Annotated in this window: 11 protein-coding genes; all 11 read right to left on the reverse strand. The window is 45.9% G+C overall.

Features of this window, described 5'->3' with window-relative positions:
* Positions 1–32 precede the first annotated feature (32 nt).
* A complete protein-coding gene (locus tag AC0J2X_RS10410; protein WP_014977648.1) occupies positions 33–434 on the reverse strand; it encodes a DUF4112 domain-containing protein in 402 nt (133 codons plus the stop codon).
* A gap of 93 nt (positions 435–527) precedes the next feature.
* Entirely contained in the window at positions 528–1607 is a 1080-nt protein-coding gene (gene hemH, locus AC0J2X_RS10415) for a ferrochelatase (RefSeq protein WP_014951087.1), read from the reverse strand.
* Positions 1608–1819: 212 nt separating this feature from the next.
* Entirely contained in the window at positions 1820–3421 is a 1602-nt protein-coding gene (locus AC0J2X_RS10420) for an AbgT family transporter (protein ID WP_207198752.1), read from the reverse strand.
* 295 nt (positions 3422–3716) lie between these two features.
* Positions 3717–4598, reverse strand: coding sequence for a protease modulator HflC (hflC, locus tag AC0J2X_RS10425; protein ID WP_014951089.1), 882 nt, complete (start codon positions 4596–4598; stop codon positions 3717–3719).
* Positions 4599–4603: 5 nt separating this feature from the next.
* The gene (gene hflK / locus AC0J2X_RS10430) at positions 4604–5755 is read right to left on the reverse strand and encodes an FtsH protease activity modulator HflK (RefSeq protein ID WP_014951090.1); all 1152 of its coding nucleotides are present in this window, start codon (positions 5753–5755) and stop codon (positions 4604–4606) included.
* Between the two features lie 67 nt (positions 5756–5822).
* Complete coding sequence (hflX, locus tag AC0J2X_RS10435) at positions 5823–7112, reverse strand: ribosome rescue GTPase HflX (protein ID WP_014951091.1); 1290 nt, start codon at positions 7110–7112, stop codon at positions 5823–5825.
* A gap of 17 nt (positions 7113–7129) precedes the next feature.
* Positions 7130–7378, reverse strand: coding sequence for an RNA chaperone Hfq (hfq, locus tag AC0J2X_RS10440; RefSeq protein ID WP_472996006.1), 249 nt, complete (start codon positions 7376–7378; stop codon positions 7130–7132).
* A gap of 78 nt (positions 7379–7456) precedes the next feature.
* The gene (miaA, locus tag AC0J2X_RS10445; RefSeq protein ID WP_051129072.1) at positions 7457–8350 is read right to left on the reverse strand and encodes a tRNA (adenosine(37)-N6)-dimethylallyltransferase MiaA; all 894 of its coding nucleotides are present in this window, start codon (positions 8348–8350) and stop codon (positions 7457–7459) included.
* A gap of 43 nt (positions 8351–8393) precedes the next feature.
* The gene (mutL, locus tag AC0J2X_RS10450; protein ID WP_069945114.1) at positions 8394–10253 is read right to left on the reverse strand and encodes a DNA mismatch repair endonuclease MutL; all 1860 of its coding nucleotides are present in this window, start codon (positions 10251–10253) and stop codon (positions 8394–8396) included.
* A gap of 94 nt (positions 10254–10347) precedes the next feature.
* On the reverse strand, positions 10348–11697 hold the full coding sequence (locus tag AC0J2X_RS10455; RefSeq protein WP_014951095.1) for an N-acetylmuramoyl-L-alanine amidase: 1350 nt from the start codon (positions 11695–11697) through the stop codon (positions 10348–10350).
* An 85-nt stretch (positions 11698–11782) separates the two neighbouring features.
* Positions 11783–12265: a tRNA (adenosine(37)-N6)-threonylcarbamoyltransferase complex ATPase subunit type 1 TsaE gene (tsaE, locus tag AC0J2X_RS10460; protein WP_014951096.1), complete on the reverse strand. Its 483-nt coding sequence runs from the start codon at positions 12263–12265 to the stop codon at positions 11783–11785.
* Positions 12266–12269 lie beyond the last annotated feature (4 nt).

Consider the following 12269-nt stretch of genomic DNA (forward strand, 5'->3'; position numbering starts at 1 on the left):
AAAGCGCAGGTATTTGGGTAACTAAACCTAGGTTATTCAGCACTCCATTCGGATAGTGCCTTCTGTGTTACTTTATCTACCTCATGTTTATTTTCGCTTATCCACCAGCGCTCCATAATACGGACATTTTTCTGATTGGCTTTATAGAATATATCCACAATGTCGCCAACAAATGGAATAAAACCTAAGCCAAAGTCGATTGCTGAGTTTTTTACCATTTGAGCTATTAGCGCTTTGGGCATACCCAATGATTTTCCCAGCCAAACTATTCGAAGTGAAACGAAGAGCATCAGCGCGTCACCGGCTCCTGGGATAAGGCCCACGATTGAATCCAAGCCTATTCTTATTGGGATAAAAGGGAGCTTTACAGCAGTATCCAGCAAGTTCGCCAGTTTTTGCGCTTTAAGTAGTGCCTTTGGTGCTTTGCCTTCCACGACCTTATCTCCCTTTCAATATAATAAATGCGCCACCAAGGGTGATTTCCCTATTGGTTTTCCTCGAAACGTTTACTGTCAGCTTTTCAAACGCTACTTTTCAGCGCCTAACGCTCTTGCTAAGCCTGCGCGCAAACCGTTGTCCGACTGTACTGTCCACCCATGCAGGTTTTCTTGTACTATGTCAAAAAGCACGTCTATATGTTCTTTGTCACTGTTAAGTGCCGCGATATATTCATAGCGCTCACCACCAGCTTCCATAAAGTACTCGCGATTCTCTTCACCAATTTCTTCAATAGTTTCCAAGCAATCGGCTGAGAAGCCAGGGCACATAACCTGAATAGATTTCACCCCTTTTTCAGGTAAAGACTTTAACGTTTCATCTGTATACGGTTTCAACCACTCTTCTCGACCAAAACGAGATTGGAAGGTTGTCATATATTCGTCATGTGAAAGGCCAAGTTTCTCGGCAAGCAAGCGCGACGTTTTGTGGCACTCGCAGTGATAGGGGTCACCATTCATTAAATAGCGCTTAGGAATACCGTGGTAAGACAAAATAAGCTTGTCCGCCCTTCCATGGGTTTCCCAATGCGCTTTTACTTTGTTCGCCAGCGCGGTAATGAAATTATCGCGGTCGTGATAGTGATTCACGAAGCGAAGTTCTGGGAGCCAACGGCGAGAGGTGAAATCCTTAGCGATAGCATCAAATGTGGAGCCAGTTGTCGACGCGCTGTATTGAGGGTAAAGCGGTAAAACGACGAGTTTGCGTACGCCTTTTTCCAACATGGACTCGATGGTATCACCTATGGCGGGCTTGCCGTATCGCATGGCAAAGTCGACAATTACGTCATCGCCATATTGGGCTTTACAGCGTTCAGCAATAGCTGATGCTTGCGCTTTAGTAATAGCCATAAGTGGAGAGCCTTCTTCCGTCCATACGGTGGAATAAGCCTCTGCCGAGCGCTTGGGGCGAAAGTTTAGAATAATACCATTTAATACAAACCACCAAATCGCTTTAGGCACTTCCACAACCCGCGGGTCAGAAAGAAACTCTTTCAAATAAGGGCGTAACGCCTGCTTAGTTGGCGCTTCCGGTGTCCCCAAATTCGTTACCAGTACGCCAATTTTATCTGGTTGCCCGTGAGTAAAACCTTTGTTCGATTTGTATTTCATGTATTCATAGTCCGAGAAGTACTGCGCTATATCCGTATTATACTGAATTACCTTAGATTATGATCTGCTATAACGCCAAAAAAGTGCGATTGCGTTAATAGATTTTGGGCATTAAAAAAGCGACAGGTGTTCGAAAATACTTTTCAAAAACACATGCCGCTTTCTTAGTTTGCTGCCGCATTATGCGTGTGGCAGCCCGTAAAGCTATCTATTTAAGGCTGATAGTAAGTCGCTGCGCCCGGGCCTACCGGCATACCGAGTAGGAACACCCAAATGTAGAACAAAATTGTCCAACCTACGATAAACACCATTGAGTAAGGCAGCATCATGGCAATGAGCGTGCCCATTCCCAAGTCTTTCTTGTACCTTGCAGCCATGGCCAAGATGAGTCCGAAATAGCTCATCATAGGTGCGATAACGTTTGTGACTGAATCACCAATACGGTATGCAGCTTGAATCACTTCAGGCGCGTAACCTATGAGCATGAGCATTGGCACAAAAATAGGTGCTGTTACCGCCCATTGCGCTGATGCACTCCCTAGCGACAGGTTCACTACACCACACATCAAAATGAACAGAATAAACACCGCTGGGCCATCTAACCCTGCCGCTTGTAACAACGCAGCACCTTTAACGGCTAATACTGTGCCTAGGTTTGTCCATTTGAAAAACGCAACAAACTGCGCAGCAAAGAATACTAGCGTAATGTAAAGACCCATTGCCCCCATGCTTTTAGACATGGCATCAATAACATCTTTGTCGTTCTTCATCGACTTGGTAACTTTACCGTAAACAAAGCCAGGAATAGCAAAGGTGATAAATATGAATGCTACAATGCCTTTAAGGAACGGAGAGCCCGCTACTTCACCTGTTTCTGGATGACGCAATATACCGTTTTCTGGCACTACCGTAAGCGCTAGTATCGCGCAAACAATAACAAACGATATACCTGCCCAACGCAAGCCTTTCTTTTCTAAATCCGTAGGCGCGTCCATTGATTGCTTGCCTAAATCTATGGAAGCATCAGCAGGGTCAAATTTACCGAGTCTCGGCTCAACAACCTTTTCGGTGACCAACGCTCCCATTGTGGCTACAACGAAGGTACTGATGAACATGAAGTACCAGTTTACTTCTGGGCCTACCATATAGTCGGGGTCAATCATGTGAGCAGCGGCTTCCGTGATACCCGACAACAGTGGGTCGACAGTTCCAAGCAGTAGGTTGGCGCTATAGCCAGCCGATACACCTGCAAACGCGGCGGCCAGACCCGCTAACGGGTGACGACCTAACGAGTGGAAAATCATCGCTGCCAGTGGAATAAGTACCACGTAGCCAAGCTCTGATGCTGTGTTTGAAATGATACCTGCGAAGACGATAGCAAAGGTCACGGCACGTTTAGAGGCATTCATTACCAACGCGCGCATTGCTGCTGATAACAGGCCAGAATGTTCTGCTACCGATACACCAAGAAGCGCAACAAGTACGGTACCCAGTGGCGCAAAGCCTGTGAAATTGGTAACCAAGCCTGTCACTATTCGCTGCAAACCTTCTGCGCTCATCAGCGATATGACTTCAATCATACCGTCTTCTTCACGCCCCTTTGCACCTATTGGGCGAGGGTCAGCTACAGCAATGTCAAAGTAACCAAGTATCCCACTAAGTAACACAATGAAAAGTGAAAGCAGAGCGAACAGCGTTACTGGATGTGGGAGCAGGTTTCCTAACCATTCCACCGTGGTGAGAAATCGCGAGAATAACCCACCTTGTCCGCCCCTATCATCGGCAGACACTGTATTTGTATTTTCCGTTGTCAAAATCTTCCCTCTGTCGTTTATTGACGTCTACCACACCAAGGTTAATGCTGGGAAGGCATCAACCTTGTACATAAATAGTGACGTGTTTTAATAGTATTCAGACGGTATTTTACCCGATTTAGTAAAATTTTGGCAGTAGATAGGGTAAATGAAGGGTTAAGTCAGTGTACATTTTCCTAAATTGCCCGGCTACACAGATTAAATATAACTCGCTATATCATACCGTTAGCCTTTCAAAAGGCGTAAAAAAACCAGTCTAAAAAGACTGGTTTTTAAAGCTTCAAATTACGGCTATTTAGTTACCGTTTGACTTGTTCATATACTTGAAGAAGTCGCTGTCTGGTGCAATAACCATGACATCTTGTTTGCTGTTAAAGCTTTGCTTATACGCGTCCATACTGCGCAGGAAGCTGTAAAAATCAGCGTTTTTTGAGTAAGCGTCAGCGTAAATTTGTGCCGCAATCGCATCACCTTCACCGCGAAGTTGACGTGCATTACGCTCAGCATCAGCAAGCATTACCGTTACCTTAGCATCGATGTTTGCCTTAATGACTTCGGCTTGCTCTTGACCTTCTGAACGGTGCTCACGGGCTACGGCGGCACGCTCTGCGCGCATACGCTGGAAGATAGAGTTGCTCACTTCAGTGGGTAAGTTAATCTGCTTAACGCGTACGTCTACAATTTCAATACCTAGCTCGTCAGACGATGTAGAAGCTTGTTCCATTGCTTGGTTCATAAGCGCTGAACGCTCACCAGAAACGATTTGTGCAATAGTACGAGTACCAAACTCAGAACGTAGGCCGTTGTTTACTTTTTGCTTCAGTAGCGCTTCTGCTTGCAGCTTGTTGCCACCCGTTGATAGGTAGTAACGTGCAAAGTCTTCTATGCGCCACTTAACATAAGAGTCAACAATCAGGTCTTTCTTCTCGCTTGTTACAAAGCGATCAGGCGTTCCATCCAACGTTTGAATACGCGCATCTAAATGGCGTACCGAGTCAATAAACGGAAGTTTAAAGTGTAAACCTGGCTCAAAAACCCGAGTTTCACCGGTCGCGTCATCGCGCTGAACCTTACCAAATTGAATAACAATGGCACGCTCACCCTCTTTAACTGCAAACAGAGAACCTGATGCAAGCAAAACAAGAAGAACGAATGCTGCTATTAATAAATTCTTCATTATGCTTATCTCCCTTCTCTGTAGCTGTCACCGCGTAAACCAGAGGTTGGCGACGAATTACGGCTTCTGCCTGAAGTATCAGTTACAGGTGTTTGTAAGCTTTCTAGCGTGTTGCGTGAGCGATCGTTAGACGACGACTGCTGACGCTCCATAATTTTATCCAGAGGCAGGTACATCATGTTGTTTCCGCCTTTGCTATCAACCATGATTTTGCTGGTGTTACCCAACACTTCTTCCATGGTTTCAAGATAGATACGTTCGCGAGTAACCTGAGGTGCGCGCTCATATTGTGGAAGCAGCTCTTCAAAACGTGCCACTTCACCCTGCGCTTCCAACGTTACACGCTCTTTATAGGCTTGCGCTTCTTCATTCATACGATTTACTTGACCACGTGCACGTGGCTCAATCTCTCTCGCATAAGCTTCAGCTTCACGAATAAAACGTTGTTCATCTTCCTGTGCAGCAATCGCATCATCAAATGCATCTTTAACTTGCTCTGGTGGGCGGGCATCACGGAAGTTCATATCGATAATGGAAACGCCCATGTTGTAGGGTTCAATGATCGCTTGAAGCTCTTCCCATACACGCTGACGCGTTACTTCACGGCCGTCGGTAAGTACGTCGTCCATTTTAGAGTGGCCAACTACGTAGCGAATAGCGCTATCAAGAGACTGACTTAAACTCTGCTCAGGACTTTCAACGGCAAACGTCCAACGATATGGGTCTACAACGCGAAATTGCATTTCCATTTGAACGCTTACCACGTTTTCGTCTTCTGTAAGCATAGAGCCTGAAGATGACTGGTCGCGAATTGACTGAACATCAACTGGGATTACTGAGTCAATGAACGTTGGCGCCCAACGAAGACCCGGCTCAACCTGCTCGTGATACTCACCGAAGCGAAGCACTACGCCACGCTCTGCTTCACGAATAGTGTAAAAACCACTAATGAACCAAATTACGACAAGTAAACCTACAAGAATACCAGCGCCGATACCACCTAGGCTTTTGCCTGAGCCGCCACCGTTGCCACCTGACTTTCCAAACTTACCAAATAAGTTCTTAAAAACATCGTCCAAATCTGGGGGACCCTGCTCTTTCCCACCGCGATTCTTCCACGGGTCGTTATTATTGCCACCCGGCTCATTCCAAGCCATGCTGATACTCCATAGATTACTGTTATATTTTTGAATTTCGCATGCTCAATGCAGTGACTAGCACTGACTAATGTCGCACAACATACTCTGATATTCCGTTTTCCAGACGTTTTTCAAGTCTGTTCCAGTCAGCGGCGGGCATTCTTACATCAACTACCCAGTCTCCCTGACTGTCGTATTCTTCACTAGCAATACAGTTTAGTTCGTACAACACGCCGCGCAATCGACTTTGTGCAGGCGGAATCTTTAATGTGTAATTCACCATGCTTTTACCTAAACATTCGGTTAAAGCCTGGCTCAATAATTCCGTTCCTTCGCCTGTTTGTGCAGATAGCCACACTCTAACAGGCACGCCTTCGTCGTTTCTTTCTATACGCGGTTGAACGTCGTCTAGTTTATCAATCTTATTACAGATTAGTAATTGTTGAATCTCTCCAGCTTCAATTTCTTCAAGTACATCATTAACTTCATCCATGGTTTCGCGATATTTTGCATCAGCAATATCAACCACATGGAGCAGTAAATCTGCTTCTTGAGTCTCTTGAAGTGTCGCTTTAAACGCAGCAACGAGGTCGTGGGGAAGATGACGAATAAAACCTACCGTGTCGGCTAAAATAGCCGGCCCTACGTCTTTTAAATCGATTTTGCGTAACGTGGGATCTAGCGTTGCAAACAGCTGATCGGCAGCGTAAACGTGTGAGTCGGTAATGGTGTTAAACAGCGTCGATTTTCCCGCATTCGTATAGCCAACTAAGGATACCGTTGGAATTTCAGCGCGTTTGCGCGAGCGGCGACCCTGCTCGCGTTGCTTTTGCACTTTTTCCAAACGACGAAGAATGGCTTTAATACGACCACGAAGTAGTCGACGGTCAGTTTCTAGCTGTGTCTCACCTGGACCGCGAAGACCAATACCACCTTTTTGACGCTCAAGGTGGGTCCATCCTCTGATGAGACGAGTTGAGATATGCCTCAACTGGGCTAGTTCGACCTGAAGCTTACCCTCATGTGTTCTTGCGCGCTGCGCAAAAATATCAAGAATTAGCCCCGTTCTATCTAACACCCGGCATTTACACACCGCTTCTAAATTACGCTCCTGAGAAGGAGAAAGCGCGTGGTTGAAAATAACAACGTTGGCATCGTGTGCTTTCACTGCCGCTGCTATTTCCTCTGCCTTACCTGAACCAACAAAAAACTTAGCATGAGGCGCACTGCGCGAAGTCGTAATAACTTCTACCGCATTAACCCCTGCTGAAGACACAAGCAATTCAAGCTCACTTAAGTCTTCTTTACTGTTCTCGTCGGAAAAATTAACATGAACAAGTACAGCCTGTTCACCGGCTTCATAACGGTCAAACAAGCGCGTTACCTTTTAAATTATTCACCTTTAGTATTTTCAGAATCTCCTGCGCTAGGCATTGTGATAGCGCGTGCTGGAACAACAGTAGAAATCGCGTGCTTATACACCATTTGGCTTACTGTGTTCTTCAGTAAAATTACGAACTGGTCGAAAGATTCAACCTGTCCCTGAAGTTTAATACCGTTTACCAGATAAATTGATACTGGCATACGTTCCTTACGCAAAGCGTTCAAGAATGGGTCTTGTAAAGATTGCCCTTTAGCCATTTGATATCCTTAGTTTTTATTATTCGTGATAGGAATTTCACTATCACTGCACGTCTAATATATACCACACTCAAACATTTAAAGTGTGACTTTCGCTGTAATTTTAGTCAAATTATCGTTAGCAAATGTGTCTAGCCATGTAACCTGCTCCCAGCCCCGTAACCACGTGAGCTGACGCTTGGCGAGCTGCCTTGTAGCGATAATGCCTCTTTCACGCATTTCTGCGTAACTCAATTGGCCGTCTAGGTACTGCCACATCTGTCTGTACCCTACCGAACGAATAGAAGGCAAATCTTCATGAAGATCACTGCGTTCGTAGAGCTTTACTACTTCATTCTCAAACCCTTGCTCCAACATCAAATCAAAGCGGGTCGCTATACGTTCGTGCAACACTGCCCTGTCTGCGGGCGCTATGGCAAATTGTGCAATGTTATAAGGGCACTTTTCACCCTCTTGTTGTTGCCAATGTGTCAACGTCTTGCCGGTACTTCTATACACTTCCAGCGCACGGGTAATGCGCTGTGGGTCGTTGGGGTGAATTCTCTCACCACTAATTGGGTCTACACCACGTAATTCATCGTGTAATTTAGACCAACCCAAGCGTTGTGCCTGCTGTGTTATTTCGTCCCGTATCTTTTCATCTGACTTAGGTAGTGGCGAAATTCCATTTATCAAGGCATTAAAGTACATCATTGTACCTCCAGCCAAAATTGGCACCTTGCCACGCGCTAAAATATCGCCAATTAGCGCATTAGTGTCGTTTACAAATTGCGACACCGAATAGCTTTGTGCAGGGTCGATAATATCAATTAGATGATGTACTACACCTGCTTGCTCTTCCTGCGTTGGCTTCGCAGTGCCGATGTCCATACCTTTATAAACAAGGGCTGAATCAACACTAATTACTTCGCTTTCAACCTTGGCCGCTATATCAAGCGCCAAGCCTGTCTTGCCTGATGCCGTGGGGCCCATAATTGCTATTACTGGCAATGCAGAATTTATGCCATTGGACACCTTATTCTCCCCATACATCTAGCACTGAATTTAAGGGGCGCACTTTAGCAAATTGCTCAATAATTTCCCATTGTTTCACTTCGCTCTGCTGATCCAACCAGTACCACAGCGCATTTGATGTCTCTTCATCTAAAACATGTTCAGGCAAAACCAATGATTTTACGGCATCATCAAGTGAATTTACTTCATCATTTAGTTCAACTAATAAGAAGTATTCAAACCACTTGAGCCACGGCAAGTGCCTGGTGCCGGCCGGCACCTGTTGCAGCCGATATTTGCCAGCCACTTTATTCACTTCAAAATGCGCGTCGTTTAGCAGTGTAACCAATTGCTCATTGACATTATTGAGCGAAACAGCAACGGGCATTAACAACGGTTGTCCATGCTGCGCTTTTAAAAATAGTTCGCTTAACCAGATACTTGCAACTTTAGTTGCACAAAGAAGGTAAATTTTTTCTGATTTTGGGTAAATTCTACACTGGGAAGTTAGATTAACGTGCTCTGCAACGGGCATCGGGTCTGCATTGTTGTTAATAATGTCGCTATTTGGCGTCATTAACGCATTATAATTTGACTGATATGCCGCACTTGGCCCTCGACTTTGCTTATGTGCAGCGCCACCACTTCGTCCACCACTGGCACTTCCCGAGGATGTATTTCTTGGACTGCCTGTAAATTGCCCATAAGACTGTGGCGCGCCTTGCGAGACTCCCCCCGTCGAGTAACGAGAAGACTCGTTGAACGCCTGTGCATTATCCGACGTTTGATTCTGTAAAGGCCTAATGTAATCGTGCTCTACCTGAGAAGACATGAAATCTGAGCCCGAAGGACGGCTTGCGTCCATTCCTGATAAAGGCTGTTCGTCGGTCATGGCATGCAGCGCATCACTCACGGTTTTACAGATAAAGTCGTGCACCAATCTGCCTTGTTGAAACCTCACCTCATGCTTGGCGGGATGAACATTTACATCCACATCTTTAGGGTTAACCGTTAAGTACACCACAAAGCTTGGTTGCTCCACCACCCCCCAAACGCTTTCGTACGCTTGGCGAATAGCGTGCATAATAAGCTTATCTCGCATGCCTCTGCCGTTAACAAAACTGAACTGGCAATCATTGCTGCTGCGAAGCATGGCCTCATTACCTAGCCAAGCATCAATGTGAAGACCTTCATACTCGGTACTAATATGTACGGCGTTTTGAACAAACTTTTGTCCAACCACAGCGCCAATTCGGGTGGCTAAACTGCCTGCTTTGTCGGCGATAAAGCGCTTTGCTACTTTATCGTTGTGTTTTAAAACAAATGAAACCTTGGGATAGCTCAGTGCTATGCGTTTTATGACTTCTTCAATATGCTGAAATTCGGTTTTTTCGGTGCGTAAAAACTTACGTCTTGCTGGCGTGTTGTAAAACAGATCTGCCACGTCAATTGTGGTGCCAACAGGGTGGGCCGCTGGCTGGATATTTACCGCCATTTCCCTACCCTCACAATAGGCCTGCCACGCCTCACCTTGAGACTCAGTGCGCGATGTCAGAGTTAACCGGCTCACCGAGCTAATACTGGCCAGCGCTTCGCCACGAAAGCCAAGAGAGAGAATTTGTTCTAAGTCATCCAGAGTGGTGATTTTGCTGGTTGCATGGCGACTTAATGCCAGCTGCAGTTCACTTTTGACAATGCCTGACCCATTGTCTTTTATTCGAATGCGTTTGTGGCCACCTTTTTCAATATCGACTTCTATTTTGGTGGCACCAGCATCAAGGCTGTTTTCTAGTAATTCTTTAACCACAGACGCGGGGCGCTCAACCACTTCACCAGCGGCAATCTGGTTTGCAAGTTGGGGAGATAAAAGCTGTATAGGCAAAGGACTACCCTATGATATTAACTATATGGATTCGTGGCGATACGATATGTAAGTGCTATGAGTGCTGAAAAAGCCGATGAAACAAAACCTTGGTTTATGTTCTCGGAATATTTAGTACCTGCCCTACGCGTACAACATCACTTGAAAGATCATTCGCTGCTTTGATGCTGCTTACTTTTACATTGTAACGCTGTGCTAATAACGAGAGCGACTCGCCGCTTCTTACTTTGTGCGTTCGGTTGTTCGCCCTTTCTTGTGCCCACAGTGTACCATCAGGGGGAACTTGCTTGAAGTAACGCTTAGTCGCATTAAACATGGCATTCGCTAAGCGTTCGCGATGTTTAGACCAGTTCAGATTCTTCTCTTCTTGCGGATTAGAAATGAAACCGACTTCGACCAAAATAGAGGGGATGTCAGGCGCGGTCAAAACTGCAAAACTGGCGGCTTGTGGTTTTCTTTTATGCAGACTGGTCACCTGCTTTAGCTCTTCAACCACTTTATTACCTAAATCGTGGCTGGTCGCCATGCTGTGATCCATCGATAAACCCAGTATGGTTTCAGTAAGATATCGCTCGCTTGATTTATCATTGATCACTTCAGCTGCACCACCGAGTAATTCAGAGTGACGTTCAGATTTCTCTAGCCAGCGGCCTAATTCAGTGTCTGCTCTTCGCATGGATAGTACCCACACCGAACCACCTCGCGGTTGAGGCTGACTAAACGCATCGGCGTGGATGGAAATAAGCAAATCGGCTTTTTTCTCCCGCGCAATTTCAGGACGTCGATTAGGAGAAACATAATAATCATCGCCACGAGTCATGATGGCGCGCATACCTCGCTCCCGGTTTATCATGTCTTCCAGTTTTTTGGCGATACTCAGGGTGATGTGCTTTTCATAGGTACCAGCCGGACCGATTGAACCTGGGTCATGTCCACCATGCCCGGCGTCGATGGCGACGATAATGTCTCGGTCTCGGGCACTGGTAGAATCATCAATAACGACAGAGCCAGTTGATGCCGACGCTGATAACGTTGGCGACGGCTTCGGCGCGCTATCTGGTAAATCGACAACCAGCCTGTGTCCGTAAGCACCATCGGGGGTTACTGCAAATAACGAAGGCTTGGTATTTCTATTGAGCTCAACAACCACTCTGGCAGATGATTTGTTTTTCGGTGTGGAGTAGCGCAGCTTTTTAATCAAATCACCGCTGTTTTCAATGCCAGAAAGCTTAGCGGTGTCGCTGGTGTTGTTAAGATCGATGACAAGCCGAAGCGGATTTTTAAGTGTAAAATAGGTGAACTCTGGCGCTGATTTCATATCGAAAACAACGCGCGTATTGTCCGGCGACGGCCATATCCTAACCCCGTCGATGTTATTTTGCGCACCGTGTGCGAATTGCACGACGAAACACAATAATAATACCGAAACTATACTGCGCACCATAATTAGCCTTTCTGTTATTGTTATGCTGCTCTCGTCAACTCCGGAGCGGCTATTTATTCAGTTTTTCTTTCATTTCGCATTTGCGCTAAACGCGCTTGCATTGCTGAAGCAATTTCGCACCGTGGGCACTTTTTGCTTCCAAATTAAACTGCCTACCCGATGGCGTAATATTTATACTAATCACTAAGTCTGGGGATGCCAAGTATTCGCCCCCTTTTTCCGACCATTCAATAAGCGCGATAGCGCCCGAACCAAAGTAATCGCGAATTCCCATGAACTCTAACTCTTCTGGGTCGGCTAAGCGATACAGGTCGAAGTGATAGATATTGACGCCATCCAACTCATAAGGTTCAACCAATGTATAGGTTGGACTTTTAACGCTACCTGAATGACCTAAAGATTGAATGAAATATCGGCTAAATGTCGTTTTCCCTGCACCTAAGTCGCCGTTTAAATAAATAACAGCATCGGTAGGGAGTTGACTCGAAACAGCCTGCGCTAAATCTCTGGCAAGCTGCGCAGTATCATCTACTTCATTAGCAAAAAAAGAGGTATGCGGGTAAGACATCAAC

It is taken from the genome of Alteromonas sp. R7, assembly GCF_055755235.1.

What these genes read in the sequence shown, in the direction of transcription:
- hfq (WP_472996006.1), bottom strand. Translation starts at nt 7,378, where the DNA reads ATGGCTAAAGGGCAATCTTTACAAGACCCATTCTTGAACGCTTTGCGT.
- AC0J2X_RS10455 (WP_014951095.1), bottom strand. Translation starts at nt 11,697, where the DNA reads ATGGTGCGCAGTATAGTTTCGGTATTATTATTGTGTTTCGTCGTGCAA.
- hemH (WP_014951087.1), bottom strand. Translation starts at nt 1,607, where the DNA reads ATGAAATACAAATCGAACAAAGGTTTTACTCACGGGCAACCAGATAAA.
- miaA (WP_051129072.1), bottom strand. Translation starts at nt 8,350, where the DNA reads ATGGGCCCCACGGCATCAGGCAAGACAGGCTTGGCGCTTGATATAGCG.
- hflK (WP_014951090.1), bottom strand. Translation starts at nt 5,755, where the DNA reads ATGGCTTGGAATGAGCCGGGTGGCAATAATAACGACCCGTGGAAGAAT.
- hflC (WP_014951089.1), bottom strand. Translation starts at nt 4,598, where the DNA reads ATGAAGAATTTATTAATAGCAGCATTCGTTCTTCTTGTTTTGCTTGCA.
- tsaE (WP_014951096.1), bottom strand. Translation starts at nt 12,265, where the DNA reads ATGTCTTACCCGCATACCTCTTTTTTTGCTAATGAAGTAGATGATACT.